Source organism: Moorella mulderi DSM 14980, assembly GCF_001594015.1.
GTDB classification, from domain to species: domain Bacteria; phylum Bacillota; class DSM-521; order Neomoorellales; family Neomoorellaceae; genus Neomoorella; species Neomoorella mulderi.
Genome location: NZ_LTBC01000005.1, coordinates 60,262 through 78,521, shown reverse-complemented (window position 1 = coordinate 78,521; position 18,260 = coordinate 60,262). Strand labels below are relative to the sequence as shown.

Sequence of the window (18,260 nt, the reverse complement as noted above, 5' to 3'; positions counted from 1 at the left end):
ACCCTTACCCCAATCGTTACCGGTACTTTTCCATCTCCCGGGCCAGCATCTCCCTTACCCGGGGTACCAGGCCTTCCCGGGGCAGGGCTGCTTCCTGCCCTTCATGCCGCCATTTAACATCCACCGTACCCTGGGTCAGGGTTTTCTTGCCTATGGTCAAGCGCAGGGGATACCCTATAAGATCAGCTTCGACAAATTTCATGCCGGCCCGTTCGTCACGATCGTCAAATACCACCTCCACCCCGGCAGCCAACAGCTCCTGGTAGAGGCCTTCGGCCACTTCCCGCTGGCCGCTGTCCTTTAAAGAGGCGGGAATAATGACCACTTCATAGGGAGCAACGCTCAAAGGCCAGATAATGCCGTGCTCATCATGGTGCTGCTCGACGACGGCGGCCATGGTGCGGCTGACGCCGATGCCGTAACAGCCCATGACAATGGGATGCTCCTGGCCCTGCTCGTCGGTATAGGTGGCGCCCAGGGGCTGGCTGTACTTGGTACCCAGCTGGAACACCTGCCCGACTTCTATCCCGCGGGCCTGGCTTAAGGGAGCGCCGCACTGGGGACAGGGTTCTCCCGCCTCCACCTGGCGGAGGTCGGCAAAGGCATCCGCTTTAAAATCGCGGCCGGGGTTGACGCCCGTCAGATGGTAGCCTTCCCGGTTGGCGCCGGCTACAGCGTTGACCAGGTAAGGAATCTCCAGGTCGGCGTAAATGGGCACACCACTTAAGCCCACCGGCCCAACATAGCCTACCGGCGCGCCGCTTACAGCCATCACCCTCTCCGGGCCGGCCAGGACCAGGTGCCGGCAGCCCAGGTAATTCTGGAGCTTTACTTCATTGAGTTCCCGGTCACCCCGGACCAGAGCGGCAACCAGCTGCCCATCGGCCTCATAAAAAATGGTTTTAATCAGCCTGTCCGGGGTGATCCCCAGGAAGGTGCTAACTTCGGCCACCGTTTTCTGCCCGGGGGTAGCCACTTCTTTAAGGGGCAGCGGTGTTTCCGCTACCGGTTTGGGCAGCGCCCTGGCCGCGGCAATTTCGACGTTGGCCGCATAGTCGCACTTCTGGCAGTATACCAGCAGCGCCTCCCCAGTAGACGCCAGGGCCATGAATTCATGGCTGTAGTTGCCGCCAATAGCGCCGGTGTCAGCCTGGACCGGCCGGAAATCAAGGCCGCAGCGGCGAAAAACATTGCTGTAGGCCTGGTACATTTTGGCATAACTCTGATTCAACCCTTCCTGGTCCCGGTCAAAGGAGTAGAGGTCCTTCATGATAAATTCCCGCCCCCTGAGGAGCCCGAAACGGGGCCGCCGTTCGTCGCGGTATTTATTTTGAATCTGGTACAGGAGCAGGGGTAATTGTTTATAAGAGTTAACCTCGCTCCGTACCAGGGCGGTGATAATCTCCTCGTGGGTGGGACCCAGGCAAAACTGGCGCTGGTGCCGGTCCCGGAGGCGGAACATTTCCTCCCCGTAAACCTCCCAGCGGCCGCTCTCCTGCCAGAGTTCGGCCGGCTGGATAATGGGCAGGACAACCTCCTGGCCGCCGGCCCGGTCCATTTCCTCCCGGATGATCCGCTCCAGCTTGGTTAGTACCCGCCGTCCCAGGGGTAAATAGGTATAGATCCCGGCTGCTGCCTTGCGTATGAAGCCAGCCCGCAGTAACAGCTGGTGGCTGGCGTTCTCGGCCTCGGCCGGCGTTTCCCTTAAAGTTGGTGCCAATAATTCACTCGTTCGCATTCTCTTCCTCCTCTTCCTCTGCTACCAGGCGCCTGACTTCTTCAATAAGGGCCCGGGCCATATCCTCTTCCTTGACCTTGCGGACGGGACGACCGTGGCGAAAAAGAAGGCCGAACCCAGGGCCACCAGCAATACCGACATCGGCCTGGCGGGCCTCGCCGGGGCCGTTGACGGCACAACCCATAACGGCTACCTTCAGGGGCCTGGCCACATCCTGAAGGTCTTGCTGCACCCGGGCTACCACCCCTTCAACATCTACCTGGCAGCGGCCGCAGGTGGGGCAGGAAATCAGCTCTATGCCCCGCTGGCGCAACCCCAGGGAACGTAAGATGGCAAAACCGGCCACAACCTCCTGCACCGGGTCACCGGTCAATGATACCCGGATGGTATCGCCTATCCCTTCATTCAGTAAAATGCCAATCCCCACCGCCGATTTGACGGCCCCTTCCAGGCCCCGGCCGGCTTCCGTTACCCCCAGGTGCAGGGGGTAGTCAACCTGTCCGGCCAGCTGGCGGTAGGCCTCCAGCATTAAGGGTACTTCAGCAGCTTTCAAGGAAATTTTTATGTCATAGAAATCCAGGTCTTCCAGCAGGCGAATATGTTTCATGGCACTGGCAACCATAGCCGCGGCCGTTACCCCGCCATGGGCGGCCATGGCCTCCTTTTCCAGGGAGCCGGCATTGACGCCGATGCGGATGGGAACCCGCCGGGCGGACGCTTCCTTTACTACAGCCTTCACCCGTCCGGGCCCGCCGATATTCCCCGGATTCAAGCGCAGGCCGTCAACCCCGGCTTCCAGGGCGGCCAGGGCCAGGCGGTAGTCAAAATGAATATCGGCGATGATGGGGATATCCACCTGGGCTTTGATCCTGGCCAGGGCTGCTGCCGCTTCTTGATCCGGTACGGCCAGGCGGACTATTTCGCAGCCGGCCCGGGCCAGCCTCTGGATCTGGGCTACAGTAGCGGCGATATCCCGGGTATCGGTATTGGTCATGGACTGAACGGAAATGGGCGCCCCCCCGCCCACGGCCACCTTACCCACCCGGATCTGCCGCGTTGGCCGGCGCGTAATACTCATTCAGGTCACCTCAGCTAAAGATGCGAATTATATCATGGTAAGTTATTAGAATAAGCAGGCCCATGAGGAGGGCAAAGCCAATCAGGTGGATTAGATTTTCTTTTTCCGGGTTGATGGGCCGGCCCCGCACCGCCTCCAGGCTTAAGAATACCAGCCGGCTGCCATCCAGAGCGGGAATGGGCAGCAAGTTGATGAGCCCCAGGTCCAGGCTTAAAACCGCCATGAAGTTCAGGACGTTGGCCAGGCCGAAGGTAGCTGCCTGGCCCACCAGCTGGATAATGCCCACGGGTCCAACGACCTCTGGGGCTGCCTGACCGGTAAACATCTGTACCAGGCTTAAGATAATGAGCCTGGTGATTTCAAGGGCCTGCCTCAGTCCCAAGATGATCGAGGTCCACAAACCCTGCCTCTCCCAGGTAGGGCCGATGCCAATCATCCCGACCCCTGACTGTGGATCCCTGGTGGTGGTCAGGGTAACCCGCTGCTGCCGGCCGTCCCGTTCGATTGTCAGGATAATTTCCTCCCCCGGATGCTGGTAGATCTGGTGCACCAGGTCGCGCCAGTTATTGACTGGTGTATTGTCGACCATCAGGATTTTATCCCCCGGCCGCAAACCCGCCTGGGCTGCCGGCATCCCCGGTTCGACGCGGCCGATAACATTAATATCCGCCGGTATGCCCAGGACCATGAACACGAAAATAAAAATAAGGATAGCCAGGAGGAAATTCATGCCCGAACCGGCGGCAATGACCCCCATGCGCTTGAGTAACGGCTGCCGGTTAAAACCCCGCGGGTCATCGAGATCCGGGCCTTCCATCCCGGCCATACGGTTAAAGCCGCCCAGGGGAAAGGCGCGTAAAGAGTAAACCGTTTCCCCCTTCTTCACCTGCCAGAGGGCCGGCCCCATACCGATGGCGAATTCTTCTACCTTGATGCCGGCTTTTTTGGCCGCCAGGAAGTGCCCGCCTTCGTGGACCACAATTAAAATGCTGAAGATAACCAGGGCCAGGATAATAGTCACCGGGCCTCAACTCCTTTGCAAAACCCTTCAGCTACTTTTTCCGCCCGCTGCCGCGCCCAGGCGTCGGCGGCAAGAATCTGCTCCAGATCAGGTGCCGTTACCGGCCGGTGTTCCTCCAGGACCCTGGCTACGACCTGGCTGATGGCCGTTAGCGGTATTTTTCTCGCCAGGAAATACTGGACGGCCACTTCGTCGGCGGCACTCAAAACTGCCGGGTAAGTGCCCCCGGCCCGGCCGGCGCGGCAGGCCAGCTCCAGGCAGGGGAAGCGTTCCAGGTCCGGCCGGCTGAAATCAAGGTGTCCCACGGCCGCCAGGTCCAATACCTGGCTATCTAAATCCCAGCGTTCCGGCCAGGTCAGGGCGTACTGGATGGGCAGGCGCATATCGGCCGGCCCCAGGTGGGCAAAAAGGGCACCGTCACTGTAGCGCACCAGGGCATGGACGACGCTCTGGGGGTGGATCAAAACTTCAATCTGGTCGTAATCCAGGTTGAAAAGGTGTCTGGCTTCAATTACTTCCAGGCCTTTGTTCATCAGGGTGGCCGAATCTACGGTAATCTTCGGCCCCATGACCCAGGTGGGGTGATTTAAAGCCTGCTCCGGGGTAACGGCAGCCATTTCGGCCAGGGTTTTCTCGCGCAAGGGTCCACCGGAAGCCGTAATAATTACCTGGACCACCCGGCCGCCCTGGCGCAGGCACTGGAAAATGGCGGAGTGCTCGCTATCCACCGGGATAATTTGACGGTCCAGGGAACGGGCCCGGTCCATGACCACCTGGCCGGCAGCTACCAGGATCTCTTTATTGGCCAGGGCAATATCCTTGCCGGCCTCCAGGGCGGCAAGGATTGCCGGCAGGCTGCGGATCCCTACCATAGCGGCTACTACCAGCTCCACCCCGGCCAGGCAGGCGGCTGCCAGGAGGCCTTCCTCTCCGGCCAGGACCTGGACCTTTAAACCGCTAACCCTGGCGGCCAGTTCCCTGGCCCCTTCCGGATCCAGGAGAACGGCCAAGCGGGGACGAAACCGCTTTACCTGCTCGGCCAGGAGTTCTACATTCCTGGCGGCTGCCAGGGCGGCAACCCTGAATTGCCCAGGATGGGCGGCCACAACCTCCAGGGTCTGGCGGCCGATGGAGCCAGTTGAACCTAAAATTGCTATTTCTTTCGCCATTTATTTAGTTACCCCCTGCCGGGAACGATAAAAAGCCTTTAAGACTACCAGCGTCAGGGGCCCAATGACCAGACCCGCAATACCCAGGAGCTTTAAACCGGCGTAAAGGGCAATCAGGGTTGTTAACGGGTACAGCCCCAGGCTGACGGCCACCAGCTTGGGCTGCAGTACCTGGCGCAGGATAATGATAAAGGCATACAGGATTAACAGGGCCAACCCCAGGCCATAATGGCCCAGGATAAATTCTACAATGATCCAGGGAATGAAAACCGTCCCCGGCCCGACAATGGGCAACAAATCGGCCAGGCCGATTAAAAAGGCCAAGGTGAGGGCATAATCAACTTTTAAAATTAAAAGACCGATAATACTCTGGGTCATCTGCAGGCTGACCAGTAAAATTTCCGCCCGCAGGTAACCGATGATGGCCTGGCCCAGGGAGCTAAATACCTGGCTCATCCGTTCCCGCCAGGGCGGTGATACCACCTGGACCAGGGTGCGGAGGATAAATTCTTTATCCCGGCTGAAAAAGTAAGTGGCCACCAGGGTAATGATCAGCGATATAAAGAGCTCCGGCAGGGAGCTGATAAAAGCTATCAGCCACTGAACCGTCAGCCCCAGGAGATTCTTCAGCCAGACCACCGCATTATCCAGGAAGGACTGTAGGGTACTCAAGACTTCAACCGGCAAATTACCGGCAAAATAAAAACTCTGGAGGCGGGAAAAATACTCCTGGAAGATGGCCCCCAGGGCCCTGGCCTGGGCCGGCAGTGTTAAGGCCAGGCTTTCCAGCTCGATAATCAGGTTAGCCACCAGGTAAAAGATGGCTATGCTGAGGATGGCCAGGATAAGCAAGAGAGTGATAATTACCGCCCAGCCCCGGCCTATTGTGAGCCTTATTTCAATAAAATTAACAACCGGATCGATGATTGCGGCCAGCAGCACTGCCAGGGCAAAGGGCAGGACCACCGGTACCAGGGCTTTAATGATTTCTCCTGTGGCCGGGAATATGTAATAAAAAAGCAATAGGAAAAGGGAGGCAGCCATCAAGGCTACCAGTAAAGTTTGAAAGGTTTGTTTAAACCGATCGTCAAAGTTAGCCAAAGATTTCACTCCATTTTTGGTAAAAAGAAGACCAGATAATAGTATACCACCGGAGCCACCAGTAGCAAACTGTCAAAACGGTCTAAAATCCCCCCGTGACCCGGTAAAAGCCAGCCGCTGTCCTTAACCCCTGCCTGGCGCTTAAAACCAGATTCAATCAAATCACCGGCCTGGGCGGCAATGGCGGTGAGTATTGCCAGCCCTGCCAGCTGCCAGCTGTTTAAAGCCGGCAAAAGGAGGGGACCCAAAACTTTTGCCACCCCTACAGTTACCAGCAGGCCACCGATGGCCCCGGCCCAGGTTTTACCGGGGCTGAGCTTGGGCCAGGGGTGGCGGCGGCCGAAGATACGGCCGCAAAAATAAGCGCCAGTATCGTTGGCCCAGGTCAAGAGGAAGGTCAGGATGAGGGCCCCGGTACCACCGGGTAAAAGGCGAAGCAAAGGCAGGTAAGCCATCAGCCCCCCTACATACCAGCTCCCCAGAAAGGTCATGGCTACATCGGCCGCTGCCAGGCGAGGAAACAAAGCCAGGAAAAGCAAGAGCATCCCCACAGTCAGTCCAGCACCCAGCCAGGCTACCATACCCTTATTAAGATATGCCAGCAGGACGAACATCAGGCCACCTGTAATACCGGCCGGGACCAGCGGTTTTAGCTTCAGGCAGGCGGCCAGGTGATAAAACTCCACCAGGCCGGTAAAAGCCAGCAGGATTACCAGCAGGAGAAACCACCAGCCACCCAGGTAGGCTGCTCCCAGTAATAACGGGATACCCACCAGGGCAACTAAAATTCTGGTGCCAAGCACAGTCAACACCACCACGGGTCAAATTTTCAGGCCGCCGAAACGCCTCTCCCGCTGCTGGTAAGCCAGCAGGGCCTGGCGTAAATTTTCCCGCCGGAAATCCGGCCAGTAGACATCAGTAACCCATAATTCTGTATAGGCCAGCTGCCAGAGTAAAAAGTTGCTGAGGCGCATTTCCCCGGAAGGGCGAATTAAGAGATCGGGGTCCGGGAGGTCGCCGGTATAAAGGGCGCCTTTGAGCACGGTCTCATCTATATCCTCCGGCCGGAGTTTGCCGGCCAGTACCTCGCGGGCAATGTGCCGGCAGGCATCCACCAGCTCGGCCCGGCCGCCATAGTTGAGGGCCAGGTTGAGGATGAGCCGGTTGTTGCCGGCCGTTTCCCGCCGGGCCCGGGCCAGTTCTTGCTGGGCCGGTAACGGCAAGGCTTCCAGGCGGCCAATGGCCCGCACCTGCACCCCTTCTTTCTTTAACTCGGGTAGCTCCCGGCGCAGGTACTCAACCAGCAGGTTCATTAAAGCTTCCACTTCTTCCTGGGGTCTTTTCCAGTTTTCTGTGGAAAAGGCATAAACCGTGAGTATGGCAATGCCCCAGTCAACGCAGGCCCGGACAATATCGCGTAAAGATTCGACTCCCGCCCGGTGGCCGGCCACCCGGGGCAGGCCCCTCTTTCTGGCCCAGCGACCATTGCCGTCCATGATAATAGCTACATGGCGCGGCAGTTTGCCCGGTTCGAATTCCCTATCTTCCGTTGCTCTGGGCGGCCCGTGGCGGAGCCATCTGGTCAGGAAACCAGGCACCAGTTTCCCCCCTAATGATATATGCCTATAAAACAAACCCCCTCGGGGAGGGGGATTGTCGCCATCCTATTCTTCGACGATGGCCTCATTAGGACAGGCTTCCAGGCAGGTACCGCAATCAGTGCAGAGTTCCGGGTCAATAACATAGGTGTCTTCGCCTTCGGAGATGGCGCCCTGGGGGCACTCATCTGCACAAACGCCACAAGACAGGCACTCTTCCGTTATCCGATGGGGCATTGGTCCTTCCACCTCCTTTCACTGGTGGTGAGTATCTACATAAGCCAGGACCAGGTCAACCTGGCCGGCTCCCACCAGGCGTAAACGCACGACGCGGCCCTCTTCCTCCTCACCCGGTACAGGGCGAAGGGGACCGGTAAAGGAGTAATTGTGCACCTGCCAGCCGTTAACTGCCAGCAGTCTTCTGGCTTCAGCCAGGGTTAAGCCCAGGCAGTCAGGTACGGTCAAAGCTAAACCTCCATAATTTCAGCTTCTTTACTGGCCAGGATCTTATCAATGGTCTGGATGTAATTATCGGTTAGCTTCTGGACCTTTTCCTGGGCCCGCTTGACCTCATCTTCCGAAGCAGTTTTATTTTTCTCCTGGGCTTTTAACTTATCGTTGGCATCCCGGCGAGCATTGCGGACCAGTACCCGGAATTCCTCAGCTTTCTTGCGGACCATTTTGACCAGCTCGGTACGCCGCTCTTCCGTTAGCTGGGGAATGGCAATGCGGATAACGGTGCCGTCGCTGGCCGGCGTCAACCCCAGGTCCGACTTTAAAATGGCCTTTTCCATTTCCGGCAGGATGTTGCGGTCCCAGGGTTGGATGACTAAGAGCCGGGCTTCCGGGGCGGAAACCGTGGCCAGCTGGTTAATAGGGGTGGGTGTACCATAATAGTTAACGGTAATCTTCTCCAGCAGGGCCGGGTTGGCCCGTCCCGCCCGGATAGAAGCCAGCTCCCGGCGTAAGTTCTCGACTGCCTTTTGCATCCTGCTTTCGGTTTCCTTTAAAATATCGTCCAGCATCACTCTAACCTCCCGACAAAGGTACCGATGGGTTCACCCATGATTACCTTCAGGATATTGCCTTTTTCTTTTATCCCAAAGACAATGATAGGAATGCGGTTATCCATACACAAAGAAGTGGCAGTCGCATCCATTACTCCCAGGCCACCATTCAATACTTCCAGGTAATCGAGATCCTTTAACCTCCTGGCATCGGGGTTTATCTCGGGGTCGGAATCATAAACGCCATCAACCCGTTTGGCCATTAAGATGACATCGGCTTCAATCTCGGCCGCCCGCAGGGCTGCGGTAGTATCCGTGGAAAAATAAGGGTTACCTGTACCGGCGGCAAAGATTACCACCCGGCCCTTTTCCAGGTGGCGGATGGCCCGGCGGCGGATATAAGGCTCGGCTATCTGGCGCATTTCAATGGCCGTCTGCACCCTGGTATCCACGCCCTGGCTCTCCAGGGCATCCTGCAGGGCCAGGGCGTTGATTACCGTCGCCAGCATACCCATGTAATCGGCAGTGGCGCGGTCCATACCCCTGGCACTACCCTTGACCCCCCGCCAGATATTGCCGCCACCGACGACAATGGCCACGTCAACCCCCAGATCCCGTACTTCTTTTATTTGCGCCGCTATAGAAGTGAGGACTTCCTGGTCGATGCCAAAACCCTGGGTACCGGCCAGGGCTTCCCCGCTAACCTTTAGAACTACCCGTTTAAACTTGGGTTGCGCCATACCCGGCAAATACCTCCGTAACTCCTGAATACTTTCTACACGTTAGCCAAAATTCCTCTTTACCCGTGGAAAAAAAGAGCACCGCGGTGCTCTTTTTTCAGCTATTTTTCCTCCGCCTTGATACCTTCGCCCACTTCATAGCGGACAAAACGCCGGATAACAATCTTTTCGCCCAGCTTGGCTACGGCCTCGTTAATAAGGTCCTGGACGGTCCGGTCCATATCTTTAATAAAGGGTTGCTCCAGGAGGCAATTATCCTGGAAGAATTTTTCCAGGCGACCGGCAACAATCTTGTCGATTACCTTTTCCGGCTTGCCTTCATTTAAAGCCTGGGCCCTTAAGATTTCCTTTTCTTTAGCCAGGACTTCTTCCGGTACATCTTCCCGGGCTACATACTCGGGCCGGGAAGCAGCTACCTGCATGGCCAGGTTGTGAACCAGGTCCTGAAAGGCTTCCGTCTTGGCCACAAAGTCGGTCTCGCAGTTGACTTCAATTAAAACGCCTATCCGGCCACCACCATGGATGTAGGCATGGACCAGGCCTTCGCTGGCTATTTTACCGGCCCGTTTGGCCGCGGTGGCCAGGCCTTTCTTGCGTAAATATTCAATGGCTTGCTCCATGTCGCCGCCAGACTCTTCCAGGGCCTTTTTGCAATCCATCATTCCTGCTCCGGTCCGGTTCCGCAGCTCTTTGACGTCAGCAGCCGAAATCATAACTTCACTCCTCCGCAGGTTACTTCTCTGTTTAGTGCTGCTACTACACTATGTAAGCGCAGGTAAATACCTGCGCTCAGGTTAATATTATTCCCCGACGACTTCTTCCGGTTGATCCTGGCCCTGCAGGCCTTCAATAACGGCATCAGCCATTTTACTGGTTAGCAAACGGACGGCCCGGATGGCATCGTCGTTACCAGGAATAACATAATCCACCTCATCGGGATCGCAGTTGGTATCGACAATGGCCACAATGGGAATGCCCAGGCGCCGCCCTTCCGCCACGGCAATCCGCTCTTTGCGCGGGTCGATGATGAAGAGGGCATCGGGCAGGTTCTTCATCTCCTTAATGCCGCCCAGGTAACGCTCCAGTTTTTCCTTCTCGCCCCGTAAACGGGCGACTTCCTTTTTGGGTAACAGCTCAAATGTTCCTTCTTCTTCCATCCGTTCCAGCTCTTTCAGGCGTTCGATCCGCCGGCGGATGGTCTGGAAGTTGGTCAGGGTCCCTCCCAGCCAGCGCACATTGACATAAAACATGCCACAACGCTCGGCTTCTTCCTTGACGGCTTCCTGGGCCTGCTTTTTGGTGCCCACAAAAAGGATTTTCCCCCCCTCGCGGGCCAGGTCCCGGACGAAATTATAGGCTTCTTCAATCTTTTTAACGGTGCGCTGGAGGTCAATGATATAAATCCCGTTGCGCTCCGTAAAAATATACGGGGCCATTTTAGGATTCCAGCGCCGGGTCTGGTGGCCGAAGTGGACACCGGCCTCCAGCAACTGCTTCATGGAAATAATCACGAAACTGCACCTCCTGTAGTTTTAACCCGCCGCTACCTTCATCAGGTCAAGAGGACCTTTTACCCGGCACTTCTCCTGCCCTCCGGCGCGTGTGGAATCAAACACCAGAGGTTAGTATAGCATAAACCCCTGGTGCCCGGCAAGTCTAAGTCTTAACGGCGGAGCTTTTCTAACTCCTCCAGCAGGTGATCGTTGAGGATGCGGATATAGGTCCCCTTCATGCCCAGGGACTTGGACTCGATGACGCCGGCGCTTTCGAATTTTCGCAGGGCGTTGACGATAACGGAACGGGTTATACCCGCCCGGTCGGCGATCTTGCTGGCGACCAGGATACCTTCGTCGCCGTCGAGCTCGGCGAAGATGTGCTCCACGGCCTCCAGTTCGGAGTAAGACAGGGTCGCTAAGGCAACATGGACGGCAGCGCGTTTGCGGGCTTCTTCCTCAATTTTATCGGCTTTGGAACGCAGGATCTCCATACCGACTACGGTGGCACCATATTCGGCCAGGACCAGGTCTTCGTCATCAAAGCGGACGTTAAACTTGGAGAGGACCAGGGTACCCAGGCGCTGGCCGCCGCCAACAATGGGCACTACCGTGGTCAGCTTGTTGTTGAAAACACACTTTTTGTCCAGGTCAAAAACGCAGGCATTGCCTACCTGGCAAAAGTTGGCCTGGGTTTCGTCAATGCGCAGGAGTTGTTCATTGTACTGCTCCGGGAAACGCTCCGACTGGAAGACAATGTCTTCCATAATATCACAGGTGAAACCTTCAACAAAGGCATACCCCAGGACGCGGGCATGGCGGCCAACAATATAGGTGTTGGCTCCCAGGACATCGCGCATCACACTGGCCATTTCTTGAAAGTCCACCGGGTTACCAGCCGCCCGCTGCAACAGGCGGTTGATTTTCCTTGATCTTTCCAATAAACTTTCCATATACCTTCTTCCTTTCCTTAGAGAATATAACTTTGCAAATCGGCATGTTGCATTATGTCGCCCAGCTGTTGCCGGACATAAGTTGCATCAATCACAACCTTGCGTCCCTCCACTTCTGGCGCCCTGAAAAGGAGATCCTGCAAAACCTTTTCCAGGATAGTGTGTAGCCGGCGTGCGCCGATATCTTCGCCCTGATTATTTACAGTATAAGCAATATCGGCAATTTCCGCAATAGCATCGGCTGAAAATTGTAATTCTATACCTTCTACTGCCAATAAAGCTGTATACTGGCGCAAAAGGGAATTCTTGGGTTCGGTTAAAATACGTTGAAAATCGTCCCGGTTTAAGCTTTTCAGTTCTACCCTGATAGGAAACCGGCCCTGGAGCTCGGGGATGAGATCCGATGGTTTGGCCAAATGGAAGGCCCCGGCGGCGATAAAGAGAATATGGTCGGTTTTCACCGGGCCGTATTTTGTCTGGACGGTGGTACCTTCGACAATGGGCAGGATGTCGCGCTGGACTCCTTCCCGGGAAACATCAGGGCCGTGCCCGCTTTCCCTACCGGCTATCTTGTCAATCTCATCCAGGAAGATAATACCATCCTGTTCCACTCGCTGGACGGCTATGGCTGCCACTTCATCCATATCAATCAGTTTATCCGCCTCTTGCTGGGTGAGAATCCGCCGGGCTTCCGCCACCGTTACCAGGCGCTTGCGCTTGCGCCGGGGAAGCATATTGCCCAGCATATCCTGGAGGTTCATCCCCAGTTCTTCCAGCCCCAGCCCGCCCAGGACTATCCCCGGGCCGGTATTATCCTCTACTTCCACCTCCACCATCATGTCTTCCAGTTCCTGGCGCTTTAATTTTTCCTTGAGAATAGCCCGCTTTTCGGCGGTATTCTCTTCTTCGGCCGCCATCCCTTCCCCGCCGGCCGGTACACCGCCAAAGAGAACCTCCCACGGGGAGCGGCTGCTCCTTTCCTTCCCGGCCCGGGGGGCTATCAGGTCCAGCAAACGCTTTTCCGCCAGTTTGGCTGCCTTAGTTTCCACTTCAGCCCGCTTTTCTATTTTAACCATTCTCACGGCATTTTCTACCAGTTCCCGGATCATTGATTCCACATCGCGGCCGACATAACCCACTTCGGTGAAGCGGGTGGCTTCTACCTTTAAGAAAGGCGCCCCTACAAGGCGCGCCAGGCGACGGGCAATCTCGGTTTTGCCCACACCGGTAGGGCCAATCATAATGATATTTTTGGGAAGGACCTCATCGCGTAAATCCGGGCTTAATTTTTGCCGCCGGTAACGGTTTCTCAAGGCGATAGCCACGCATTTTTTCGCTTCTTCCTGGCCGACGATATAGCGGTCTAACTCGGCTACTATCTGCCGGGGTGTAAGGTCCAATCTTCCTTCCCTCCCCTGGAACATTAGAGTTCTTCTACCACAATATTATTGTTGGTATAGATGCAGATAGAAGCGGCAATCTCCATAGCTTCCCGGGCGATGGCGCCGGCCTCCAGGCCGGTATGCTTTATTAAGGCCCGGGCAGCCGCCAGGGCATAGGGACCACCGGAGCCGATGGCTGCAATCCCGTCATCGGGTTCAACTATTTCACCGTTACCGGAGATTACCAGGAGGTGCTCCCGGTCGGCCACCACCAGCAGGGCTTCCAGGCGCCGTAAAAACCTGTCCGTACGCCATTCTTTCCCCAGTTCTACGGCGGCCCGCTGGAGGTTGCCATGGTATTCCTCCAGCTTGGCCTCAAACTTTTCAAAGAGGGTAAAGGCGTCGGCCACACTACCGGCAAAGCCGGCCAGAACTTTATTCTGGTATAACCGGCGTACTTTACGGGCCTTATGTTTCATAATGGTATGGCCGAAGGTCACCTGGCCGTCGCCGGCTACGGCCACCTTGCCTTTATGGCGGACGGCTATCACCGTTGTGCCTTGCACGGGTTCTACCCCTCACTTCTTCTAGCCCTGGGGTGGGCCTGCTGGTATACTTCTCGTAATCTGGCCTGGCTGAGATGGGTATAGATCTGGGTAGTGGAAAGGTTAACATGGCCCAGGAGTTCCTGGACTACCCTAAGATCCGCCCCCCGCTCCAGCATATGGGTGGCAAAACAGTGGCGCAGGGTATGGGGGGAGATACCACTGCTTAAAGCCGCCTTTTCCACATAGTGGTTCAACCGCTCCCGTACGCCCCGCACGGTCAGACGTCCTCCCAGGTGGTTGAGGTACAGGGCTTTTGCTTCCGGCGGATTGCGGCGGGCAGCTAGTTCCGGCCGGCCCCGGGCCAGGTAATCCCGCAGGGCTTCAACGGCCTGGCTGCCCAGGGGGACAACCCTTTCCCGCCGGCCCTTGCCCAGGACCCGGGCGTAACCGGCCTCCAGGTCAAGATTTTCCAGCTCCAGGCCGACCAGCTCGCTCACCCTTATGCCAGAGGCATACAGGGTTTCCAGCATGGACCGGTCCCGTAACCCTAACGGGGTAGTAGGCGGTATGGCCAGCAATTTTTCTACCTCGGCATAGCTTAAAAAACGGGGTAAACGCTTTTCCCGGCGCGGTCCTGCCAGCAGGGCCGCCGGGCTGCTTTCTACTTTGCCTTCCCGGAGCAAGAAGCGGTAAAAGGACCGCAAAGCAGCCAGCTTGCGGTTCATGCTGCTCTTTTCCCGGCCCAGCTGGTTGAGCCAGCCTAAAAAACGGCGCACCAGCCAGGTATCAACGTCTGCTGGCCCGGCCCCCGGGCCCTGGCGCTCGTACACGAAGGTAGCAAATTGCTCGATATCGGCCCGGTAGGCGGTAATGGTACAGGGAGAGGCTTGCTTTTCGCCTTCCAGGTATAAGATAAACCCTTCCAGCCCTTCTTGAAAGGCAGTTCCGATCATACCCTCACCCCCGAACCCTATATATGCTAACATATTCACTTGTAAAGTGCAAGTCAATTGCCGGAAAATTCACCGAGGCTGGACCAGATTTGTAAAGCCCGCTCCGCTAAAGCCCGGTTGCGCGCTTCCCGGCCCTTGACCCGGCGCTCCAGGGGCGGCAGCAGGCCAAAATTAATATGCATGGGCTGCAAGGGGTCGTGGGTGGGATCGGTAATATAATGGAGGAGGGCACCGTGGGCCGTAGCCGGAGGCAGGATCAGGGGGTCCTGGCCCTTGATTAAACGCGCCGCGTTGATCCCCGCCACCAGGCCGCTGGCGGCGGACTCAATGTAACCTTCCACGCCGGTTAGCTGGCCGGCCAGGAAAACCTGCGGGTGTTCCTTTAACTGCAGGGTAGGTTTAAGCACCGGGGGCGAATTAATATATGTGTTGCGGTGCATGACGCCAAAACGGACAAACTCCGCCTCTTCCAGGCCGGGGATGAGGCGAAAGACCCGTTCCTGTTCTCCCCACTTGAGGCTCGTCTGGAAACCCACCAGGTTATACAAGGTACCGGCCAGGTTATCCCGGCGCAACTGCACCACGGCATAGGGCTCCTTCCCGGTAGCCGGGTCTATGAGCCCCACCGGGCGCATGGGGCCAAAGCGCAGGGTATCCGGTCCCCGCCTGGCCATGACTTCCACCGGCATGCACCCTTCAAAAACTACCTCGGGCTCAAATTCATGCCGGGGGTGGCGTTCAGCCGTAATTAAGGCCTCGTAAAAGCGCCGGTACTCCTCTTCATTCAAAGGGCAGTTGAGGTAGTCTTCCTCCCCCCGCCCGTAGCGGGAAGCCTTGAAAATACGGTTGTAATTTAAAGATTCGGCCGTAACAATAGGCGCCGCCGCGTCGTAAAAGTATAGATACTCGGCGCCGGTTAAACCTTTAAGGCTTTCGGCCAGGGCCGGCGAAGTTAACGGCCCGGTGGCAATAATCACCGGCTCGTGCAGGGGTATGGCCCGGGCTTCCTCCCGGATAATGGTGATCCGTTCTTCCGCCTCCAGGGCCGCAGTCACCCGGGCGGCAAACTCCTCCCGGTCTACCGCCAGGGCCTTGCCGGCCGGCACGCGGCACTCCTCAGCTACCGCCATGATGAGGGAACGGGCCCGGCGCATCTCCGCCTTTAACAGGCCGGCCGCATTCTCCAGGGTATCGGCTCTTAAAGAATTGGAGCAGACCAGCTCGGCCAGGTAACCGGTACGGTGGGCCGGCGTCATCTTGCCCGGCCGCATCTCCCACAGCTCAACTTTAACTCCCCGCCGGGCCGCCTGCCAGGCGGCCTCGCTGCCGGCCAGGCCACCGCCAATGATGATCAGCTTTTCCGGCAACTTATCGCCTCCGTAAACAAACTATTTAGCCTGCTGGATCTTTTGTTCATAGCCGCATTCCTTGCTGGGGCAAAGCAAGCGTACCCCCTGGCGGGAAGCCTTTTCCACCAGGCGGGTCCCGCAGCGGGGGCAGTTCTGGTTGGTAGGTTTATCCCAGGAAACATAATTGCACTCCGGGTAGTTCTGGCAGCCGTAAAATTTACGGCCTTTCTTTGTCCGCCGGGCCACAATTTCTCCCCCGCACTGAGGACAATTAACGCCAATGGTCTCCAGCAAGGGTTTGGTAAAACGGCACTCTGGGAAGCCGGGACAGGCCAGAAATTTGCCAAAGCGGCCCGTCTTGACAACCAGGTTACGGCCGCAGAGATCACATTTTTCTTTACTAACTTCTTCCGGCAGCTCGATAGTGCCGATCTCCCTTTCGGCCCGTTCCAGCACCCGGGTGAAGGGCTCGTAAAATTCGGCCACTACCTGGCGCCAGGATAATTTCCCGGCTTCAATCTCGTCCAGCTGCTGTTCCATCTGGGCCGTAAATTCCACGTCAATAATATCAGGAAAATGCTCCTTCAGGAGGTCCACTACCACCCGTCCCAGTTCCGTGGGGATAAACTGTTTTTGCTCCCTGACCACATAACCGCGCTCCAGGATGGTCTCAATAGTCGGGGCATAGGTGCTGGGCCGGCCGATACCCAGCTCTTCCATCGTTTTTACCAGGGTGGCCTCGGTATAACGCGGCGGCGGTTGGGTAAAGTGTTGTTTGGGTTCCAGGGATTGGAGTTTTAGAGTCTGGCCGGTGGTCAGGGCGGGCAGCCTTTGTTCCTGCTCCTTACCTTCACCGTCGCTGCCTTCCTGGTAAACCCGCAAGTAACCCGGAAACTTGACTACCGAACCCGTAGCCCGGAAAAGGCCGGGCCCGGCGCTAATATCCACCGTCATGGTATCCATTATGGCAGCCTGCATCTGGCTGGCCACAAAACGCTCCCAGATTAGATTATAGAGGCGGAACTGGTCCCGGGTAAGGACATTTTTCAAGGCCTCCGGTTCCCGCCAGACGGAAGTGGGCCGGATGGCTTCGTGGGCATCCTGGATGTCCTTACGGCCTTTAAACTGCCTTAAGCCTTCCGGGACATAATCGGGGCCAAAGCGTTCCATAAGAAAGTCCCGGGCTTCAAGCTGGGCGACGCTGGCAATCCGGGTGGAATCAGTACGGATGTAGGTTATCAGGCCGACAGGACCTTCACTGCCGCCCAGGTCAATACCCTCATAGAGCTGCTGGGCCACCTGCATAGTCCGCCTGGCCGTAAAATTTAGTTTGCGATAAGCCTCCTGCTGCAGGGTGCTGGTGGTGAAGGGGGCCGCCGGGTTTTTGCGCCGTTCCCGCTGCTTGACCTCAGTTACGACATAGGTAACCCCCTCCAGGGCTGCCAGGATGGCTTGCATATCGCCTTCATTTTTAATAGCTGGGTCCTCACCAAGATATTTAAAGAGTTTGGCCGGGAAAGCCTCCCCATCACCGCCGGCCAGCAACCAGGCCGTCAGGCTCCAGTATTCTTCAGGCTGGAAGGCTTCGATTTCCCGTTCCCGGTCGACAATCAGGCGCACGGCTACCGACTGCACCCGGCCGGCACTTAAACCTTTACGTACCTTGCGCCACAGGAGGGGGCTCAAACGGTACCCCACGACACGGTCCAGCACCCGCCGGGCCTGCTGGGCATCGACCCGGTTTTGATCAATCTCCCGGGGCTTTTTTATAGCCTCCTGGACGGCGTTGCGGGTAATCTCGTGAAACTCGATCCGGATCGGCCCGGGAGGCAGCTCAAGGAGATGCTGCAGGTGCCAGGCAATGGCCTCCCCTTCCCGGTCCGGGTCCGTAGCCAGTAAAACGCGCTGGGACTTCTGGGCGGCGGCCCGCAGTTCCTTGACAACGGTCCCTTTACCCCGGATGGTAATATAATGAGGCTCAAAACCATGCTCGACGTCGACGCCAAACTGGCTCTTGGGTAAATCGCGGATATGCCCCATGGACGGTTTAATGGTATAGTTCCGCCCCAGGAATTTGCCAATGGTCTTGGCCTTGGCCGGCGATTCCACGATAACTAGTGTATGGGCCAA

At 57.1% G+C, this 18,260-nt stretch carries 19 protein-coding genes; all 19 read right to left on the bottom strand.

The genetic code is table 11. The annotated features are described in order from the left end of the window. Positions 1–16: 16 nt before the first annotated feature. Positions 17–1,738, bottom strand: coding sequence for a proline--tRNA ligase (locus MOMUL_RS08440; protein ID WP_062284006.1), 1,722 nt, complete (start codon positions 1,736–1,738; stop codon positions 17–19). Next, positions 1,725–2,810, bottom strand: a complete 1,086-nt coding sequence (gene ispG / locus MOMUL_RS08435; protein ID WP_407937687.1) for a flavodoxin-dependent (E)-4-hydroxy-3-methylbut-2-enyl-diphosphate synthase — start codon at positions 2,808–2,810, stop codon at positions 1,725–1,727. Before ispG ends, MOMUL_RS08440 begins: the two co-directional genes overlap by 14 nt. A 16-nt stretch (positions 2,811–2,826) precedes the next feature. Further along, positions 2,827–3,837 carry an RIP metalloprotease RseP gene (gene rseP / locus MOMUL_RS08430; RefSeq protein ID WP_062284000.1) on the bottom strand — a complete coding sequence of 337 codons (1,011 nt, stop codon included), beginning with the start codon at positions 3,835–3,837 and terminating at the stop codon, positions 2,827–2,829. Beyond that, positions 3,834–5,006, bottom strand: a complete 1,173-nt coding sequence (locus tag MOMUL_RS08425; protein WP_062283993.1) for a 1-deoxy-D-xylulose-5-phosphate reductoisomerase — start codon at positions 5,004–5,006, stop codon at positions 3,834–3,836. The genes rseP and MOMUL_RS08425 overlap by 4 nt, the downstream gene beginning before the upstream one ends. Next, positions 5,007–6,107, bottom strand: coding sequence for a sporulation integral membrane protein YtvI (gene ytvI / locus MOMUL_RS08420; protein WP_062283990.1), 1,101 nt, complete (start codon positions 6,105–6,107; stop codon positions 5,007–5,009). 5 nt (positions 6,108–6,112) lie between these two features. Next, the gene (locus tag MOMUL_RS08415; RefSeq protein ID WP_062283987.1) at positions 6,113–6,910 is read right to left on the bottom strand and encodes a phosphatidate cytidylyltransferase; all 798 of its coding nucleotides are present in this window, start codon (positions 6,908–6,910) and stop codon (positions 6,113–6,115) included. 18 nt (positions 6,911–6,928) lie between these two features. Further along, a complete protein-coding gene (uppS, locus tag MOMUL_RS08410) occupies positions 6,929–7,708 on the bottom strand; it encodes an undecaprenyl pyrophosphate synthase (protein WP_062284199.1) in 780 nt (259 codons plus the stop codon). 63 nt (positions 7,709–7,771) lie between these two features. Beyond that, positions 7,772–7,942, bottom strand: a complete 171-nt coding sequence (gene fdxA, locus MOMUL_RS08405; protein ID WP_062283985.1) for a 4Fe-4S ferredoxin — start codon at positions 7,940–7,942, stop codon at positions 7,772–7,774. An 18-nt stretch (positions 7,943–7,960) separates the two neighbouring features. Beyond that, the gene (locus tag MOMUL_RS08400) at positions 7,961–8,170 is read right to left on the bottom strand and encodes a PASTA domain-containing protein (protein ID WP_062283982.1); all 210 of its coding nucleotides are present in this window, start codon (positions 8,168–8,170) and stop codon (positions 7,961–7,963) included. 2 nt (positions 8,171–8,172) lie between these two features. After that, the gene (gene frr / locus MOMUL_RS08395) at positions 8,173–8,730 is read right to left on the bottom strand and encodes a ribosome recycling factor (RefSeq protein ID WP_062283979.1); all 558 of its coding nucleotides are present in this window, start codon (positions 8,728–8,730) and stop codon (positions 8,173–8,175) included. Then, positions 8,730–9,452 (bottom strand): UMP kinase, encoded by a 723-nt coding sequence (gene pyrH, locus MOMUL_RS08390; RefSeq protein WP_062284196.1) that lies wholly within the window; start codon positions 9,450–9,452, stop codon positions 8,730–8,732. The genes frr and pyrH overlap by 1 nt, the downstream gene beginning before the upstream one ends. Positions 9,453–9,553: 101 nt before the next feature. Further along, positions 9,554–10,165, bottom strand: a complete 612-nt coding sequence (tsf, locus tag MOMUL_RS08385; RefSeq protein WP_062283976.1) for a translation elongation factor Ts — start codon at positions 10,163–10,165, stop codon at positions 9,554–9,556. An 87-nt stretch (positions 10,166–10,252) separates the two neighbouring features. Next, positions 10,253–10,951, bottom strand: a complete 699-nt coding sequence (gene rpsB, locus MOMUL_RS08380; protein WP_062284194.1) for a 30S ribosomal protein S2 — start codon at positions 10,949–10,951, stop codon at positions 10,253–10,255. A gap of 164 nt (positions 10,952–11,115) precedes the next feature. Next, positions 11,116–11,898: a GTP-sensing pleiotropic transcriptional regulator CodY gene (gene codY / locus MOMUL_RS08375; protein ID WP_062283974.1), complete on the bottom strand. Its 783-nt coding sequence runs from the start codon at positions 11,896–11,898 to the stop codon at positions 11,116–11,118. 17 nt (positions 11,899–11,915) lie between these two features. Next, positions 11,916–13,322 carry an ATP-dependent protease ATPase subunit HslU gene (gene hslU, locus MOMUL_RS08370; protein ID WP_062283971.1) on the bottom strand — a complete coding sequence of 469 codons (1,407 nt, stop codon included), beginning with the start codon at positions 13,320–13,322 and terminating at the stop codon, positions 11,916–11,918. Next, positions 13,322–13,846 carry an ATP-dependent protease subunit HslV gene (gene hslV, locus MOMUL_RS08365; protein WP_062283968.1) on the bottom strand — a complete coding sequence of 175 codons (525 nt, stop codon included), beginning with the start codon at positions 13,844–13,846 and terminating at the stop codon, positions 13,322–13,324. The genes hslU and hslV overlap by 1 nt, the downstream gene beginning before the upstream one ends. 5 nt (positions 13,847–13,851) lie before the next feature. Beyond that, the gene (gene xerC / locus MOMUL_RS08360) at positions 13,852–14,781 is read right to left on the bottom strand and encodes a tyrosine recombinase XerC (RefSeq protein WP_062283965.1); all 930 of its coding nucleotides are present in this window, start codon (positions 14,779–14,781) and stop codon (positions 13,852–13,854) included. Between the two features lie 53 nt (positions 14,782–14,834). After that, positions 14,835–16,148 carry a methylenetetrahydrofolate--tRNA-(uracil(54)-C(5))-methyltransferase (FADH(2)-oxidizing) TrmFO gene (gene trmFO, locus MOMUL_RS08355; RefSeq protein ID WP_062283962.1) on the bottom strand — a complete coding sequence of 438 codons (1,314 nt, stop codon included), beginning with the start codon at positions 16,146–16,148 and terminating at the stop codon, positions 14,835–14,837. 21 nt (positions 16,149–16,169) lie between these two features. After that, on the bottom strand, positions 16,170–18,260 hold the full coding sequence (topA, locus tag MOMUL_RS08350) for a type I DNA topoisomerase (protein WP_062283960.1): 2,091 nt from the start codon (positions 18,258–18,260) through the stop codon (positions 16,170–16,172).

Excerpts from the sequence above, each read along its gene's own strand:
- hslU (WP_062283971.1), bottom strand. The coding sequence starts at position 13,322 with ATGTTCCAGGGGAGGGAAGGAAGATTGGACCTTACACCCCGGCAGATA.
- pyrH (WP_062284196.1), bottom strand. The coding sequence starts at position 9,452 with ATGGCGCAACCCAAGTTTAAACGGGTAGTTCTAAAGGTTAGCGGGGAA.
- MOMUL_RS08425 (WP_062283993.1), bottom strand. The coding sequence starts at position 5,006 with ATGGCGAAAGAAATAGCAATTTTAGGTTCAACTGGCTCCATCGGCCGC.
- rpsB (WP_062284194.1), bottom strand. The coding sequence starts at position 10,951 with ATGAAGCAGTTGCTGGAGGCCGGTGTCCACTTCGGCCACCAGACCCGG.
- frr (WP_062283979.1), bottom strand. The coding sequence starts at position 8,730 with ATGCTGGACGATATTTTAAAGGAAACCGAAAGCAGGATGCAAAAGGCA.
- MOMUL_RS08440 (WP_062284006.1), bottom strand. The coding sequence starts at position 1,738 with ATGCGAACGAGTGAATTATTGGCACCAACTTTAAGGGAAACGCCGGCC.
- fdxA (WP_062283985.1), bottom strand. The coding sequence starts at position 7,942 with ATGCCCCATCGGATAACGGAAGAGTGCCTGTCTTGTGGCGTTTGTGCA.
- xerC (WP_062283965.1), bottom strand. The coding sequence starts at position 14,781 with ATGATCGGAACTGCCTTTCAAGAAGGGCTGGAAGGGTTTATCTTATAC.
- tsf (WP_062283976.1), bottom strand. The coding sequence starts at position 10,165 with ATGATTTCGGCTGCTGACGTCAAAGAGCTGCGGAACCGGACCGGAGCA.
- codY (WP_062283974.1), bottom strand. The coding sequence starts at position 11,898 with ATGGAAAGTTTATTGGAAAGATCAAGGAAAATCAACCGCCTGTTGCAG.